Origin of the sequence: Synechococcus sp. MU1643 (assembly GCF_020514095.1) — a bacterium.
Lineage (GTDB): Bacteria > Cyanobacteriota > Cyanobacteriia > PCC-6307 > Cyanobiaceae > Parasynechococcus.
In genome coordinates, this window is the sequence record NZ_VTKY01000002.1 from 77,381 (window position 1) to 94,075 (window position 16,695).

Sequence of the window (16,695 nt, forward strand, 5' to 3'; positions counted from 1 at the left end):
ACCAACCTAACCAGCGGTCAGAGCACTGCCGTGAACGCGAGGAGCACAAACGCAATCGCAAGAACCACAGCCGTTATGGTTCCACCGATAAACCGCTGCTGAGATTCACGGGCCTGACCGGCCTCAACAGTCTTGAATTGGGCCTCTATCTGGGCAATCTGATCGTCCACCATCTTTTCGGCAGCCCGCAGCTTGTCGTCCTCGGTGGCATCGGCAGCGAGTTGACCGGCCTGGGCAAGCTGCTCACCCAAGGAGGTGACCTGCGCGGGATCGGCGCGGAATGCTCGGGCATCCTTCAAGGCTTCGCGACCCTGTTCCAGATTGCGCTGGAGAGCAATGTCACCCGCACCCCTATCCAGGGACATCGGCACGGCAACCACCATGCCGAAGGCCAACAGCCCTGAAAGGACAGCGATCAGGAGGCGCAGAGGACTGAGCTGCTGCTGAGGGTGATCCAGCCTTGATCCAATCAGGCAGATCAACAAACCGGCAAACCCCAGAGGAGCCAAAGCCACGAGCGGACCGGTGACCTGCGGGCGAGGAGCATCCGCACTCCAGTCGACGCCAACAAGAACAGCCAGCATCTGCAGGACGAGAATCACCACGAGGGTCAAGCCCAGCCAGCGCAGCAAAGGTGCAAGACGTCCTGTCTCAGTCCCGGTCACAGAGAAGATGCTGATGAGCGCTCAACCCTAAGGTCGATGAAAGGGCATGTCACCGATCAACAAACGCTGTTGAGTCAGGCTCTAAAGCACCGCGCCGGTGAGGAGGGCTTCAACCCCGTTGGCATTGCCAGGATCCCAGGAAGTCCACGGCTGCAGCTGCGCACGCAAGCCCTGCAGCGCTGGTTGGACCATGGCCATCAAGCCGACATGGCCTGGATGGCGGCCCCCCGACGGCGAGACCCCAGGCTGCTGTTGGACGGAGCCAACAGCGTGCTCGCCGTTGGCCTCAACTATTACGTCGACGCCCAACCCTCCCCCGGCTCCCTCAAGGTCGCACGCTATGGCTGGGGACGGGACTATCACCGGGTTGTGGATCAACGGCTGCGACGGATCGGCCGCTGGCTTTCGGAACAACGGCCAGATTGCGGCTGGCGCGCCTGTGTTGACGCAACACCTCTGCTGGACAAGGCCTGGGCTGAGGAAGCCGGCCTGGGCTGGATCGGCAAGCACAGCAATCTGATTCACCCCGAAAGGGGCTCGTGGATGGTGATTGGCCATCTGCTGACCACAGAGCCTTTGGACGCCGATCCACCAGCCCGCAGCCTCTGTGGACGCTGCAGCGCCTGCATCGATGCCTGCCCCACGGATGCGATTCATGAACCTTTTGTTGTGGATGCAAGGCATTGCCTGGCCTTTCACACAATCGAAAACCGTGAGGACGACCTACCTGAAAACATTCGCGCTGCCCTTGGACCATGGGTAGCCGGGTGCGACATCTGCCAGGACGTCTGCCCCTGGAACCATCGAAGCTTGACCCAGAGCAGCGATCCCGACATGCAGCCACGCCCATGGTTGCTGAATCTGGACAAGCAGCAGATCCAGAACTGGGATGACAGCATCTGGGACAAAAACCTGCGGGGGTCGGCGTTGCGACGGGTTAAACCCTGGATGTGGCGACGCAACGCCGCTGCAGCACAACCGGATTCCACACCTACGCTTTAACTACTCCCCCCTCGCTCCAGTGCTGCGTCGAATTGGCTTCCGTCGAACGCTGGCGGCTGCGCTGGTCGTTCTGGGGGGTTGGTTCGGCACCCCAGCAGCCAACGCCCTGATCCCCTACGTCTACCTGCCCACCGAGAAGGAGCTCAAGGGCTCATCGATCGGCATCGGACGGACCGCTGCCCAGCTGCTGCAGCTGGGGCAAGCCAAGGAAGCAGCACGACGCGCGGCTCTGGCGGTGCGGCTAAACCCAAATGACGAACGGTTCTGGTCGATCCTGGCGGAGGCTCAACTCCGCAACAACAACCTCAAGGACGCAAGCCGGTCTCTAGCCCGCGCCAAGCAGCTGAATCCTGAAAAAGCCGGCCTGTGGTTCGCCGAAGCAGCGATCGCCCTTCGGGCAGAGCGACCGAACAATGCCGTTCTCTTAATTTCCCGCGGACTCCAATTGGATCCGAACAACGCTGCGGCCTATTTCGACCTTGGCAACGCCAGAATCATGCAGGGCGTACTCCCTCTGGCACTGAAGTCGTTCGAAAAAGCCACCGCTCTGAAGCCGGAGTTCTGGGAAGCCCTTAACAACCAAGCCCTGGTGCTTTATGAGATGGGCCAGCGTCAGGAAGCCGTGAGGCGTTGGCGCCGGGTGTTGAAGCTGGAGCCCAACGCGGAACCGATGCTGGCTCTGGCCGCAGCGCTGCATCAACAAGGTGAGCAGACCGAGGCAATCCAGCTGGCTTCCAGAGCGTTGGCCCAGAACCCCAACTACGTCTTGCCCCTGCATCAAACCGAACAGCTTTGGGGGGTGCGCATCCGTGAGGCGACGGCACAATTGCTGAGCGAGACGGAGCTCACCAACAGCGTGGAACGGGCCCAAGCCAACGCAACGTGGAAGAACAGACATTGACTATCTGTAGGCTGAGCGCCTTCCGGTCGGAGAGCGATAGACCGAATGGCTGAGGAGCGCGTTCAACCGATCGCCCTGCATCAGGAGATGCAGCGCTCCTACCTCGAATACGCGATGAGCGTGATCGTGGGTCGGGCGTTGCCCGATGCCCGAGATGGTCTCAAGCCTGTACAGCGACGCATCCTCTACGCGATGCAAGAACTGGGTCTTACCCCAGACCGTCCTTACCGCAAGTGCGCGAGGGTCGTCGGTGACGTGCTGGGCAAATACCACCCTCACGGGGATCAAGCGGTCTATGACGCCCTAGTGCGGCTTGTTCAGACCTTCTCCAGCCGTCATCCCCTGCTAGACGGCCACGGCAATTTCGGCTCGGTGGACGACGACCCACCGGCGGCGATGCGGTACACCGAAACCCGCCTCGCGCCGATCTCCCATCAGGCGATGCTTGAGGAGATCGGTGAAGACACCGTTGATTTTGCGCCGAACTTCGATGGATCCCAACAGGAACCCACCGTTCTTCCGGCCCAGCTTCCCTTCCTGCTGCTGAACGGTTGCTCCGGCATCGCCGTCGGCATGGCCACCAGCATTCCCCCGCACAATCTGGGAGAGGTGGTGGATGGCCTGATCGCCTTGATCCACAAGCCGGAGCTGAGTGACGACAAACTTCTGGAACTGGTCCCGGGGCCCGACTTCCCCACAGGTGGTGAAGTACTGATCAGCTCAGGCCTGCGAGACACCTATCTGCACGGCCGCGGCAGCATCCCGATGCGCGGGGTCGCCCACACCGAAGAAGTGCAACTCGGCAAGGGGCGCCATAAACGCAATGCCGTTGTGGTCACGGAACTGCCCTACCAGCTCAGCAAGGCCGGCTGGATTGAAAAACTGGCTGAATCTGTCAACGACGGAAAAATCGGCGGAATCGCCGACATCCGGGACGAAAGCGACCGCGAAGGCATGCGCGTGGTCGTGGAGCTGCGCCGCGATGCGGATCCGGAGAAGGTGCTGAAGGATCTGCAGCGTCGAACAGCGCTGCAAAGCAACTTCGGATCGATCTTGCTGGCCCTGGTGGATGGACACCCCCAGCAGCTGTCTCTACGCCAACTGCTCCAGACCTTCCTCGATTTCAGGGAATTGACCCTGATCCGGCGCACCAGTCATGCCCTGCGCAAAACCGAAGACCGGCTTGAGGTTGTGGAAGGACTGATCACAGCCCTGAACAATCTTCAGGCCGTGATCGCCATGATTCAGGAAGCGAATGACGCCGCCTCAGCCCGCGCCAGCCTGATGGTGCGACTCGACCTCAGCGAACGGCAGGCGGATGCTGTGTTGGCCATGCCCCTGAGGCGTCTGACTGGACTGGAACAGGAAAGCCTGCGCCAGGAGCTGGACGAGCTTCAAGCGGAACGTCAACGACTCAAGTTGCTCTTGGACAACCGGGATCAACTGCTGGACGCGATGGTGACAGAGCTCAAAGCATTGAAAAAACGCTTCAGCACCCCGCGTCGAACCCGCCTGGTGGAGGGCGGTGATGCCCTGATAGCCGAACGGGCAGCCAGCCAACGCCCGAACACAGAACTGCTGCGTCAGCAGGCCCTGGCCGCATTGCCCGGAGATGGTCGGGTGCTGATCCAGGCCGATGGACAAGTGAAAATCATCACCCCTCAGGTGCTGGGCCGGCTGCACCTCAATGATCCTTGCCCCATTGGTGATGCACCATCTCCAGCGCAGGTGATCTTGCCAATCGAACCACCACCGCGGCTGCTGGCCGTGAGTGCAAGCGGACGCATTGCCCAAGTGCGCTGGGAGTTTGCAGGACAACAGCCAGGCCCAATCGAGCGTTTCCTTCCCACCGGCCTCGACGGAGACACGATCGTTTCGCTGCTGTCGTTGCCCAGCCAAAACATCGATGCGTTGAGTCTGGGCTTGCTGAGCAGCGATGGTCGTTTCAAGCGACTTCCCCTCAGCGAAGTGGTGGACCTGTCCGGTCGGGCTACCAGCGTTCTCAAATTGAAAGAGGGCGTAGAGCTCAATAGTGCAGTTATCTGTCGCGACCAAGGAACACTGATGCTGATGAGCGACATCGGTCGCCTGCTGCGACTGCAAGTCACTGAGGATTCGCTTCCGTTGATGGGTCGATTGGCGCAGGGACCCATGACCATGCGATTGCTCCCCGAGGAACAGATCGTCGGAGCCATCTGCACGGAACAGACACCACTAATGCTGCTCAGCCAACGGGGATTGGTCGCGAGAATCGACTGTTCAGGCCTGCGCTACAACCAACGGGGCGATCTCGGCAGCATGGCCATACAGGTTGATGCTGAATCTGATCGCTTGGTCGGTATCAGCGCTGGAACAGGACTTGTCGGTGTGCGCACCAGCAAAGACCGTCACGGACGCTTGGATCCGGACGACATCAACATCTCAAACCCCGGAGAGAAACTGACAGAACAGACGTCTCTTCAGGACGGAGAAACCATCGTTAAAGTGATCAACGCCATTCAACCGAATCCCTAACCCACGATCAAGAGCTGCAATTCTGCTCTAACCATTGGAAATAATCTTCGTCGATTCCACCGGTCACATAGTGGCCATCAAAACAAGACATCTCGAGATCTTTGATCTCAGTTTTCTCAACAATGCTTTCTAACAAGTTCTCAACGGTCTGATAAACAACATAATCAGCACCGAGAACATCTGAAATCTCATCACTGGTTCGTCCGTGGGCAAGTAGTTCCGCCCGAGTCGGCATGTTGATCCCATAAACATTTGGATAGCGAACTGGCGGGGCAGCAGACGTAAAGGTCACCTGGTTGGCACCAGCGCTGCGTGCCATCTGAACAATCTCGCGAGAAGTTGTACCACGAACAATTGAATCGTCGACGATCAAGACATTCTTGCCGGCAAATTCAGTGCCGAGAGCGTTGAGTTTTTGCCGCACGGATTTCTTTCGCTCCGCTTGACCCGGCATGATAAATGTGCGGCCGACATAGCGGTTCTTGTAAAAACCTTCGCGATACTCAATGCCCAATTGCTTGGCCACCTGCATCGCCGAAGGCCTTGCCGAATCAGGAATCGGCATCACAACATCGATATCACCAGCCGGTAACGTTGCGGCAATAGTTTGAGCCAAACGATCACCCATTCGCAGCCGCGACTCATAAACCGAAATACCGTTCATGAGGGAATCTGGCCGCGCCAAATACACGTACTCAAAAGCACAGGGAATCAACCGAGGAGACTCGGCACACTGACGCTGGTGCAGGTTCAAATCAACGTCAATAAACACCGCCTCGCCAGGGTCAACATCGCGAACGATCTCGTAGCCGCTGTTTTCAATCACCAACGATTCACTGGCGACAATCCACTCCTCACGACCCTGTTCAGACAATCGCCTGCCGAGAATCAAAGGCCGAATTCCGTAGGGATCCCGGAAGGCCAGCATTCCGTGGCCCGCAATCAAAGCGATCGCTGCATAGGACCCCTGAACGCGGTGATGCAGTGACACCACCGCATCAAACAACTGATCCGGTGTCAAATCACCGCCTGTGAGTTGAGATTGAATCTCCGTGGCCAACACATTGACCAGCATCTCCGTATCGCTGCTCGAATTGGTATGACGACGATCAATCTTGAAAAGATCCTGCTCAAGCTGATGGGTGTTGGTGAGATTGCCGTTATGCACAAAAGTGATGCCATAGGGGGCATTCACATAGAACGGCTGAACTTCCTCTTCTGACGCAGCAGCGCCACGGGTGGCATAGCGAACGTGACCGATCCCGGCATTCCCCAACAGCTTTCGCATATCTCGGGTGCGAAAAGCTTCACGCACACGTCCCCTTTGTTTATGCACATGGAAGGTGTGATTGTCCATCGTGACAATCCCTGCTGAGTCCTGACCACGGTGCTGAAGCAGAAGAAGATTGTCGTAAATCTGTTGGTTGACTGAGTCAACACAGAACATTCCGATAATGCCGCACATGATGAATCCGAAGTCAGCTAGATAAGGAAGAGAAACGACCGTCAGGCAACGCCTGACTCAATCACTCCGAATGCATCCGTCGGGACAACGCATCACGGAAAACAGCAGCACAGCGTTGCACCTCAAGATCGAGCTGAACAGCAGATTCGGATCGAATCACCAATCGAGCCTGCGCCGTAACACTGCCCAGCGGGGTAACGCAGAGCGCTGGATTGGATCCGATCAACTGCTCCCATGCAGGGAGACGAGCTGCCTTCACCGACACAATCACCCGGCTGCCGCCTTCGGCGAACAGCACCCGCTCTAGGCGCGCCGATCCTATAGAAAGCGTCACGTTGATGCCCAGATCAGAGGCGATGCAGGCTTCAGCCAACGCCACTGCCAAGCCGCCATCACTGCAGTCGTGGGCGGAGGCCAACAGACCTTGAGCAATGGCCTCACGCACCAGACGCCCCACCGCTGATTCGACGGCAAGATCGGGCTTTGGCGGTCGTCCGGCCAAGGAGCCAAGGGTCTGCTGCTGATAGGCACTGCCCGCCAAACCAAGGCTGGGGTTGGCACCGTCCTCGGGAGGAACACCGATGAGGAAGATCGCATCGCCGGGCTGTTGCCAGGCCAAGCCAGTCACACGGCTGATGTCATCCACACTGCCAACCATGCCGATTACCGGCGTGGGGTGGATCGGTTGCATGGTGCCGTCGTCCTGTTTGGTCTCGTTGTAGAGCGAGACATTGCCGCCAGTAACGGGTGTGTTGAGGGCGCGGCAGGCATCGGAGATCCCTCGACAGGCCATGGCCAGCTGCCAGAACCCCTTGGGTGTTTCCGGTGACGGGAAATTGAGGTTGTCGGTCACCGCCAAGGGCTCCGCCCCCACGCAACTCAGGTTGCGTGCCGCTTCTGCGACGGCCGCCTGAGCGCCGCGTTCGGGATCCAGGGCAACCCAACGGTTGGGGCAATCCACCGTGGCGGCAACACCACGATTGGATGCGGCCATGGATCCATCGCCTTGCTGGGGTCTCAGACGCACCACAGCAGCATCAGCGGCACCGGATGAGACCACCGTGTTGGCCAGCACCTGCTGGTCGTACTGACGGTGAACCCACTGCTTGCTTGCAATGGTGGGGTCATCTAGAAGCTGAAGCAGGGCTGCCGTGGCATCGGTCAGCTCCGGAAGTTCCTGATCGGTCCAACTCCAAAGAGCCTGAAGGTCTGCCGGGGGCTCTTGCAACAGAGCATGTTTTTCGATCGGGGTGTCATCGGCAAGAGCCGTGGCCGGCACCTCAGCGGCAACGGCACCGTGATGCAACACCCGAACAATCGGTTCCTGGAGCACCTTGCCCACAACCGCCGCCTGCAATCCCCAGCGACGGAACCGCTGCATCAAAGCGTCCTCACGCCCGGCCTTCACCACGAACAACATCCGTTCCTGGGACTCGGATAACAGGAACTCATAAGCCGTCATCCCCGCTTCACGGGCCGGAACACGATCGAGATCCAGTTCCACCCCTAAGCCCCCTTTGGCGGCCATTTCCGAACAGCTACAGGTCAGACCAGCGGCGCCCATGTCCTGCGCTGCCACCACATCACCACTGGCGAAGGCTTCAAGACAGGCTTCGATCAGCCCTTTCTCCAGAAAGGGATCCCCCACCTGAACGGCGGGGCGATCATCCAAGGAATCAGCACTGAGCTCAGCGCTGGCAAAGCTGGCTCCCCCCATGCCATCCCGACCGGTGGTGCTTCCCACATACACCACGGGATTGCCAACGCCGATCGCGCCAGATTTGACGATCTCCTCGGTCTCCATCAATCCGAGGGCCATGGCATTCACCAGCGGATTGCCGGAATAGGAGGGATCAAAGGCCACCTCACCGCCCACCGTCGGCACCCCAACGCAGTTGCCGTAATGAGCAATGCCGGCCACAACGCCTTCCATCAGGCCAACGTTGGCGGGATCCTCAAGGGGACCGAAGCGCAGGGCGTTCAGCAGCGCGATCGGACGGGCGCCCATCGTGAAGATGTCACGCAGGATGCCGCCCACCCCTGTTGCGGCCCCCTGAAAGGGTTCGACGGCGGAAGGGTGGTTGTGGCTTTCGATCTTGAAAGCCAACCGGTGACCCTCTCCGAGATCGACCACACCGGCGTTTTCACCAGGGCCCACCAGGATGCGTGGTCCCTCAGTGGGGAAGCCACTCAGCAAGGGCCGGGAATTGCGATAACAGCAGTGTTCGGACCACATCACACCGAACATGCCCAGCTCAGCTCGATTCGGCTCGCGACCAAGCCGCCTACAGATCTCATCCCAGTCACTGGACTTGAGCCCTTCCTGCTTCAGGGCTGCAGCTATCTCGTACGCAGGGGAGGAAACCACGAATCGCGGAGCACCTCCCCCCAGTGTTGCCGACCGCCCGTCAGACCCAGGGGTCTTCGTCTTCGCGGCGGCGGCGGGAGGGGGGCTCGTCCCAGCTTTCGTCGTCCCAAACCTCAGGTCCAGAGACGTCCTCTGATTCTTCGTCGTCAAGCGAAGAACGCCTGGTTTCCGATCGCAGCTCATCAATGGGCGCGTCGTCCAACCAACCCTCCAGGCGATCGCCCGCACGGTCGCCCATGGAACGCAACTGGTCCCGCCAGTTTTGGGTGCGTTGGAGCAGATCCTGACGAACGCTGGCGCGGGCCATCGGCAGATCATCCAGTCCCATCAGGCCGGTTTGGATCTGACCCGGTTGTTGATCAAGGATGCGATCGGGAGCCAAACGCCATCGAGAACTCCCCGGCAGACGCGGGTCGCTGCGGGCAATGAGGTAATGAAGAATCGAGCCATCGGCCGCTCGAAAATCAAGGTCGACAACACTGCCGATACGCTCACCGTCGCGGTCCAGCAAGGCTGCATCCATCAGCGTTGGCAAACGCTCCAAGGTCACCTGATCGGTGACCGCCGGCTCGCCACGCACAAAAACCTGTTGATCGCTCAAACCACAACACTGGTTCAAACGCCAGACATCCCGCGACATGCGCAGGGCCGATGGACGGCTGACCCAGCCCAGCAGACGATGCACCGGCGGATGCATCCAAGCCATGACCCCAGGCCCGTGATCCAGACCCAGATCACAACGGACCGTATGACTCAGAAGATCACTGAGAAGCAGCTGATCCGGTAGCGACACATCAGGAACGAATCTGAACGGGCATCACCAAATAGGTGAAAGCTTCAGGCACTTCATCGGAGCGGAGCACGGCCGGCGTGGTGGGCGCGTTGCAGTGCAGAACAATCCGATCAGAGCCCATAGCTTTCAGGCCATCCAGCAGATAGCGAACGTTGAAGGCAATCTGCATGGCATCACCCTCCAGGTTGGCGGGAAGCGACTCAGAGCCACTGCCCACATCCTGCGCATCTGCACTGATCTGGACAACACCGTCCTCAGGCTGACTGCTGAATTTCACAACGTTGTTGTGTTGATCAGCCAGCACAGCAATCCGCTCCAAAGCAGCGATCAGAGCGCGACGCTCCATTCCAAAGGTACGGGTGAAACCATCAGGGATCAGCTGGCCGTAGTTGGGATAGGTGCCTTCCAGGGTGCGGCTGGTAACCATCTGGTCGGCCGCAAGAAACACCACCTGACCACGATCACAGAACAAACTGACGGGTTCATCGGACCGCCAGGACGCCATCAGCCGCTCCACCTCGCGCAGCGAGCGCGATGGGAGCGTCACCGCGAAACCCTCGTCGTCTACAGCGTCGACAACAGCCGCATCCTGCAGAGCATCATCAACATTGAGCACGGCAAGACGGTGACCATCGGTGGCAGCCGCTTCCAGAGCCCGCTGGTTGAACTTGAGATGCACACCGGTGAGCAGTTGCTTCGCTTCGTCAGCGCTGCTGGCAAACAGGGTGCCTTTGAGCGCCTGCACCAACCGTTCAGGTTGCAGTTTGAGCGTCATGCCGCTTTCCACCATCGGAAGGTCGGGATAGTCATCGGCGCTCATGCCGCGCATCTGATAGCTGCCGCTGAGGCAGGTGAGCTGAACCTGCTCACCGGAATCATCAACGGCGAGTGTGATCGGAGAGTCGCTGGATAAGCGGGAAACGATCTCTCCCAGCAACCGGGCTGGAAGTGTGATGGCACCGCTGGTTTCAACGCTGGCGGCGAGAGAGGTCTGAATTCCGAGGCTTAAGTCAAAACCAGTGAGGCTGAGGCGGTTGCTGCCAGCATCGGCGGTGAGCAACACATTCGCCAAAACCGGATGGGTGGGGCGTGTGGCGACTGCACGGCTCACCAACTGCAGAGCGCCATTCAGTTCGGACTGAGAACAGACCACCTTCATCGTCCTGACGACCTGATCGCGCTGAGGTGTCCCACGGTTTCACAGGCTGAGGGGAAGTGCAATGGCCAGCGCATTGGGAGCCTCTGTTCGGCTGTTTGGTTCTTATGGATTTAAAAAATAAAAAACAAATACAGCCGTCGTAGGGCTTGGGGAAAAGGGGGAAAGGCACCCAAAACCCAGCTTTCACACGAACTCTCGATGAACCAAAGCTGAGGAGAATTTTTCACGGGATGGGGAACGAGACTTCGTTTTCCACCGCTTCACAGGAGGGTGGAAAACTCATGGGGTTAACGGGTGGATTGTTTTAGGTTGTTTTCCACAGCGTGTTGGGATGGTTTTAGGGCGTTTTCCGTAGCCGCTTTGTCGGTTGGTTTTGCCTTATGGCCACAAAAAAGCCCCCGTTAGGGGGCTGAAGCGCGTCGATGTAAGGCGGTGTCAGAAGCCCATCACACTGGCGACGGTGCTTAGATCGGGATTGAGGTCGGTGTGGAACGAGGCGTCGTTGTTGCTGATGGCGCAGTCGGGATCCTTGAGGCCGTTGCCGGTCAGAACGCATACAACTGTGGCGCCGGCTGGCACTTCATCTTTGCGCTTGAGCAGGCCTGCCACAGAGGCAGCGCTAGCGGGTTCGCAGAAGATTCCCTCTTGGCCGCCCAGAAGCTTGTAGGCCGCGATGATCTCCGCATCGGTGACATCCAGGAACGCACCGTCGCTGGCTTCGCGTGCTGCCAGGGCTTTGGCTCGGTTCACCGGGTTGCCAATGCGAATGGCGGTGGCGATGGTTTCGGGGTCCGTCACCGTGGTGTCGTTCACCAGTGGGGCTGATCCGCTGGCCTGGAATCCCATCATTCGGGGAAGACTGCGGCTCCGGCCGGCCTGCTGATATTCCTGAAAACCCATCCAATAGGCGGTGATATTCCCTGCGTTGCCCATGGGAATGCACAGCCAGTCGGGTGCCTCTCCGAGGGCATCCACGATTTCGAAGGCTGCCGTCTTCTGGCCCTGCAGCCGGTAGGGATTCACCGAGTTCACCAGGGTGACGGGATACTTCTCTGCCGCTTCCCGAACGATGTCGAGGGCGCGGTCGAAGTTGCCGCGGATCGCCAAGACCTCAGCTCCGTACACAAGAGCTTGAGCCAGTTTTCCCTGGGCGACATAGCCGTCAGGGATCAAGACGAAGGCTCGCATCCCTCCCCGTCTGGCATAGGCCGCTGCAGCAGCACTGGTGTTGCCCGTGCTGGCACAAATCACCGCTTCACAACCGGCTTCCTTCGCTTTGCTGATGGCCATGGTCATGCCCCGGTCCTTGAAGGACCCTGTGGGGTTCAGGCCGTCGTATTTCACGAACACCTTCACGCCCTTACCGATCTGTTCCGCAACCGATGGCACAGGGATCAGAGGGGTGGCGCCTTCGCGCAGGCTGATCACCGGGGTCGCATCGCTGACGGGAAGCCAGCTGCGATAGGCCTCGATCAGTCCAGGCCAGTCCTGCATCACAGGGGTGGCAGTGAAACGCCGACGGAGGTTCTGAAACAGGGACACCGGCTGGGATGGGGGGGGTTGCCGGAATCTAGGCGGCGTCCGTTCAGGGCTTGGTCAGGGTTGCGCTTCCTTCAATCCGTCCAAGGGGGAGTCGGAGAAAAACTGCACCAGGCCGGCGATCGAATCCGCTTTTTCAATCACATCAAACAGAGCCGGAAGATTCACCGCCATCACGCCATTGGGGTAGCCCTTCAAAAAGCTCACGGCACTCAGCCCATCTTCACTCTGCAATCCACTGATCACTCCTGCGCGGATCGCCGGAACACTCACTTCAGTTTCCGGTGAGTAGATCGGATAAATGATGCGTGCAACACGACTCAGGATGGCCTCACCGATCCGTGTGTTGATCAGACGGCTTGTGAGCGCCAGGGGAAGCTTGAGCTGCTGGTTGAGCATCTGCGACACCTCGTTGGGTTCCTGCCCGGAGATCTCGAGCAGATCCTCCAGAAGGCCGATGGCTTGACCGGTTTCGGCCAGGTGCTCAACTTCCTTGACGGGAATGGAGCGGCGGAAGGCGCCACTCACCAAGGCGACATCCGTGGCGGCCTGCAGGGGTTGCATGACGAAGCTCCAACTAAGTCCAAGACCTGCCGCTGCCGCAACGGCCAGCAAAGAGGAACGGGTGAGGGGCCTGGGGAGCATCACGCAGAAGGTGTTGCCCGGAAGTTAGGCAGGAACTCCAGCGGCGACCCGTACCAGGCGGACAACTCCACGTTCGGCCAGTCCCTGAGCCACTTTGAAGCCCATGCGGCGGGTGTTGGGTTCGTTGAGCACCCTTGGCATTCGACGCAGGAGAAGGTCGGGTGTGAATCCAGGCAACGACTGCAGCACCTGAATTAACTCCCTCACCGGCTCCAGTTGCATCAGTGGATCGGAGAGCCCTGGAGGTGTCTGGGTAACGGCGGAGGGTTGCAGTCGTTTGGGGAGGCGTCGACCCAGGCGTTGCATCGTTGACCAACCCAGGGCGTCCAACCGTTCCACGGTGGCGGTTACCAGTTGATCCCGAAGCAGTCCTGCTTTGGGTGAGAACAGGAAATCGAGCAGTTGATCGAGCAAGGCCTCCAGATCCAGCTGGGCTTGGCTGGCAGCGCTCGACACCAGATTTTCCAGCCGGGTCCAGCGGAAGGCGTCCCCGTCGAACAGCATTTCCTTGAGGCTCTGACGAAGCTGTGGATCGGGATCCTCCATCAGCCGCCGGGCAAAGTACGGGTAGGCAGCACCGAGGATCTTGAAGTTCGGATCCACGCTTAGGGCGATGCCCTCCAGGGTGACCAGCGACCGAATGATCAAGGCGTAGTAAGGCGGCACCCGGAAGGGGAATTTGTACATCACACCTGACATGTCATCGGTGACCGCTTTGAAATCCATGCGGTTGACGCCGGCTTCCAAGGCCTGGCTGAAGACCTTCTCAAAAGCGGGAACAATTGGTTCCAGGTTCACGTCTTCCGCCAGGAACCCCAGGGTTACGAAGTCCTTGGAGAGCTTCCCGAAGTTCCGGTTCACTAGATGAACCACCGCCTGAATCAAGCCGGTGCGTGATTCGCGGCTTACCTCGCTCATCATCCCGAAGTCGAGATAGCAGAGGCGCCCGTCCTTCAGGGCCAGAAGATTGCCGGGGTGGGGATCGGCATGGAAGAAGCCATGCTCCAGCAATTGTTGAAGGCTGCAGTTCACGCCCACCTCCACCATGTCGTCGGGGTCTACACCCAGCTCGCGAACCGCTTCAAGGTTGGTGAGCTTGACGCCGTCGATCCACTCCATCGTCAGCACGCGGCGACTGGTGGCGTTGCGATAGATCGTCGGAACAGCAATTCGAGGGTTGTGCTGATGCAGCTCAGCGAAAGTCTCAGCGTTAGTGGCCTCGTTGATGTAGTCCATCTCTTCGAACACCCGTCTTCCCAGCTCGTCGATTAGGGCAACGAGGTCGCTTCGGATCAATCCGATGTTGCTGTTCAACCAGGCGGCGATGTTCCGCACGATGTACAGATCCAGAGTGATCTGTTCGCGCAACCCCGGGCGTTGCACCTTCACCGCCACCCTGGCGCCGCCTTTGAGGGTTCCCTTGTGCACTTGCCCCAGCGAGGCGGCTGAAATCGGTTCCCGGTCCAGCTGCTCGAAAATGTCATCCACCGGTGCGCCCAAGTCCTCTTCGATGCAGGCCATGGCCAGGTCGCTGTCGAAGCCGGGCAATTGGTCTTGCAGCTGGGCCAGTTCTTCAAGCAGCAGCGGGGGGACGATGTCTGGTCGGGTAGAGAGAGCCTGGCCGGCTTTGATGAACGCGGGGCCGAGATCCACTAGCAGCTCAGCGCATTCTCGAGCTCGACTCCGGGCCCGTTCCTCATCCTTCAACAGCTGGAAGATCCAGTCGAAGGCGACGCCCAGAAGCAACAATCCGATGGGGACAAGGGTTTGCCAGAGCCGGCGGATCAGCCGCTGGGGATGGCCTGCATAAATACGAGTGATGGCGGCGGGGTCGTACTCGAGCAACCCCGCGGCTTCGATGAAATCCCCGAGCTCCTGCGCCATCAATTCATCGGGATGTTCGACACCCCTTCTAAACGAACCGAGCTGCCGCTACGGTCGGCATCATCACAGGGCTGGACGTGCTCACCGGTCTGCTGCTGCAGAACATCGCTCTGATTGAGAGTCTTGAACTGGAGTTCAGCTCTGGTTTTACGGTGCTCACCGGTGAGACCGGCGCAGGCAAGTCGATCCTTCTCGATGCCCTCGATGCCGTGCTGGGTGGAGCGCAGGGTTCCAGTGGCATTCGTCTGCTTCGGACTGGTTCGGATCGCGCGAAGATTGAGGCTGCGTTTCAACTCACCCCAGCCCTTGAGCATTGGTTGATCGCAGCGGAGTTTGACCCCGAAGAGGAGCTCCTGATCAGTCGCGAATGGAAACGGCAGGAGGGTGATCGTTACTCCAGTCGATGTCGTTTGAACGGCAGCACGGTGAACCGTCAGCAGTTGCTTGAGCTCAGGCCGCTGTTGATTGATCTCACTGTTCAGGGACAGACCCAGCTGTTGTCGCGGGCGGGGCAGCAACGGCTTTGGCTTGACCGTCTCGGTGGATCTGCATTGGCTGAGGTCAAAGCTCAGGTGGCTGATGCCTGGACTGCGTGGCGCCAGACTGCAGATGCCCTGATGGCACTTGAGCAGGAGCAGCAGCGCTCCGAACAGGAGCGGGCTGAACAGGAAGAGCAGCTGGAGCAGCTTCAAGCTGCAGATCTCGAAGACCCAGACGAGCAGCAGCGGCTGGAACAGGACCAAGACCGCCTTGTCCATGGCGTGAGGCTGCTGGAAGGTCTGGCCTTGCTGTTTGGCCGAATCCGCGATGGTGTGGATCAGGCGCCTTCGCTGCAGGATCACTTTGCGGCGTGCATTCAGGAGCTGCAGGCCATGGCGCAGCTGGATGGTTCGCTTGAGCCCCTCCGTGATCAGGCTCTGGATCTCGAGGCTGGTGTGGACGGTTTGTTGCGCTCCCTCGATCAATACGGTCTGGCGCTTGAAAGCGATCCAGACCATCTGGAGCGAATCCAGGACCGCTTGTCGGTTTTAAAACGTCTGCAGCGTCGTTACAGCCTTGATCTGGCCGGCTTGATTCAGCGTCGCGATGAACTGCTTCATCGTTTGGGATCTGAAGGCTTCGCGGCGGATCTCGACCGCCTGCAACAGGAGGCAAACGACCGTCGCCAGATGCGCGATAACGCCAATGCCACCTTGCGTCGCGAGCGGTCTAAGGCGGCGGAGGCTTTACAGGCGTCGTTGCTGGAGCTGTTGCCTCCCATGGGCTTGGCCAACGTGCGTTTCGAGGTGGATCTCACCGCCTGTGATCCGGCTGAGCATGGTGCGGATGCTGTTCAATTTCTGTTTTCCGCCAATCCCGGCCAACCGATGGCACCGCTGACGGAGGTGGCGTCTGGCGGTGAGATGTCTCGTTTTCTGCTTGCGCTCAAGACCAACCTTGCCGCGGTGGATGGTTCCAGCACGTTGTTGTTCGATGAGATTGATGCCGGTGTCAGCGGTCGCGTCAGTGGAGCGATGGCGGATCTCCTTCAGACCCTGGCCCGTCAGCGTCAGGTGTTTTGCGTTACCCACCAACCGCTTGTGGCAGCGGTTGCTGATCACCATTTCCGGGTGAGCAAGAATGTGGAAGACGGCGTAACCCACTCGCGAGTGTCCCGACTGCGGGACACTCAGGAACGCCGCCAAGAGCTGGCAGACCTCGCTGGTGGGGATCAGGCCGATGCCTATGCAGCGAGCCTGCTGGACCAGCGAACAGCTTGA

General features: G+C 59.4%; 12 protein-coding genes. 4 read left to right on the forward strand and 8 right to left on the reverse strand.

The window, feature by feature from the left end; translation table 11 throughout:
* Positions 1–17: 17 nt before the first annotated feature.
* The gene (locus tag FZX09_RS04620) at positions 18–665 is read right to left on the reverse strand and encodes an HpsJ family protein (protein WP_226400567.1); all 648 of its coding nucleotides are present in this window, start codon (positions 663–665) and stop codon (positions 18–20) included.
* Positions 666–701: 36 nt separating this feature from the next.
* On the opposite strand from FZX09_RS04620, the gene queG reads away from it, so the two are divergent.
* From queG to FZX09_RS04635, 3 genes are read left to right on the forward strand one after another with little or no spacing between them, the layout of a single operon-like run.
* Positions 702–1,667: a tRNA epoxyqueuosine(34) reductase QueG gene (queG, locus tag FZX09_RS04625; protein WP_226400569.1), complete on the forward strand. Its 966-nt coding sequence runs from the start codon at positions 702–704 to the stop codon at positions 1,665–1,667.
* Positions 1,668–1,686: 19 nt separating this feature from the next.
* Positions 1,687–2,568, forward strand: coding sequence for a tetratricopeptide repeat protein (locus FZX09_RS04630; RefSeq protein WP_226400571.1), 882 nt, complete (start codon positions 1,687–1,689; stop codon positions 2,566–2,568).
* Between the two features lie 45 nt (positions 2,569–2,613).
* Positions 2,614–5,082, forward strand: a complete 2,469-nt coding sequence (locus FZX09_RS04635) for a DNA topoisomerase (ATP-hydrolyzing) subunit A (protein ID WP_226400573.1) — start codon at positions 2,614–2,616, stop codon at positions 5,080–5,082.
* A 7-nt stretch (positions 5,083–5,089) separates the two neighbouring features.
* Here the strand turns inward: FZX09_RS04635 and purF are convergent, their stop codons facing one another.
* The 7 genes from purF to FZX09_RS04670 form a co-directional block, all read right to left on the reverse strand.
* The gene (purF, locus tag FZX09_RS04640) at positions 5,090–6,547 is read right to left on the reverse strand and encodes an amidophosphoribosyltransferase (RefSeq protein ID WP_226400575.1); all 1,458 of its coding nucleotides are present in this window, start codon (positions 6,545–6,547) and stop codon (positions 5,090–5,092) included.
* Between the two features lie 61 nt (positions 6,548–6,608).
* Positions 6,609–8,915, reverse strand: a complete 2,307-nt coding sequence (gene purL / locus FZX09_RS04645; RefSeq protein WP_226400577.1) for a phosphoribosylformylglycinamidine synthase subunit PurL — start codon at positions 8,913–8,915, stop codon at positions 6,609–6,611.
* A 40-nt stretch (positions 8,916–8,955) separates the two neighbouring features.
* Positions 8,956–9,708 carry an RNA methyltransferase gene (locus FZX09_RS04650; RefSeq protein ID WP_226400579.1) on the reverse strand — a complete coding sequence of 251 codons (753 nt, stop codon included), beginning with the start codon at positions 9,706–9,708 and terminating at the stop codon, positions 8,956–8,958.
* Between the two features lies 1 nt (position 9,709).
* Complete coding sequence (gene dnaN, locus FZX09_RS04655) at positions 9,710–10,867, reverse strand: DNA polymerase III subunit beta (RefSeq protein WP_226400581.1); 1,158 nt, start codon at positions 10,865–10,867, stop codon at positions 9,710–9,712.
* A 435-nt stretch (positions 10,868–11,302) separates the two neighbouring features.
* Positions 11,303–12,361, reverse strand: a complete 1,059-nt coding sequence (gene thrC, locus FZX09_RS04660) for a threonine synthase (RefSeq protein ID WP_226401088.1) — start codon at positions 12,359–12,361, stop codon at positions 11,303–11,305.
* Positions 12,362–12,463: 102 nt separating this feature from the next.
* Positions 12,464–13,051, reverse strand: coding sequence for an alpha/beta hydrolase (locus FZX09_RS04665; RefSeq protein ID WP_226400584.1), 588 nt, complete (start codon positions 13,049–13,051; stop codon positions 12,464–12,466).
* Between the two features lie 24 nt (positions 13,052–13,075).
* The gene (locus FZX09_RS04670) at positions 13,076–14,935 is read right to left on the reverse strand and encodes an AarF/ABC1/UbiB kinase family protein (protein WP_226400586.1); all 1,860 of its coding nucleotides are present in this window, start codon (positions 14,933–14,935) and stop codon (positions 13,076–13,078) included.
* 77 nt (positions 14,936–15,012) lie between these two features.
* Here FZX09_RS04670 and recN point away from each other — a divergent pair, with 77 nt between their 5' ends.
* Positions 15,013–16,695: a DNA repair protein RecN gene (recN, locus tag FZX09_RS04675; RefSeq protein WP_226400588.1), complete on the forward strand. Its 1,683-nt coding sequence runs from the start codon at positions 15,013–15,015 to the stop codon at positions 16,693–16,695.

Bases quoted from the DNA above. Each gene is read 5' to 3' on its own strand.
- queG (WP_226400569.1), top strand. From the start codon at position 702: ATGAAAGGGCATGTCACCGATCAACAAACGCTGTTGAGTCAGGCTCTA.
- FZX09_RS04635 (WP_226400573.1), top strand. From the start codon at position 2,614: ATGGCTGAGGAGCGCGTTCAACCGATCGCCCTGCATCAGGAGATGCAG.
- purF (WP_226400575.1), bottom strand. From the start codon at position 6,547: ATGTGCGGCATTATCGGAATGTTCTGTGTTGACTCAGTCAACCAACAG.
- dnaN (WP_226400581.1), bottom strand. From the start codon at position 10,867: ATGAAGGTGGTCTGTTCTCAGTCCGAACTGAATGGCGCTCTGCAGTTG.
- thrC (WP_226401088.1), bottom strand. From the start codon at position 12,361: ATGCAGGACTGGCCTGGACTGATCGAGGCCTATCGCAGCTGGCTTCCC.
- FZX09_RS04665 (WP_226400584.1), bottom strand. From the start codon at position 13,051: ATGCTCCCCAGGCCCCTCACCCGTTCCTCTTTGCTGGCCGTTGCGGCA.
- FZX09_RS04670 (WP_226400586.1), bottom strand. From the start codon at position 14,935: ATGGCGCAGGAGCTCGGGGATTTCATCGAAGCCGCGGGGTTGCTCGAG.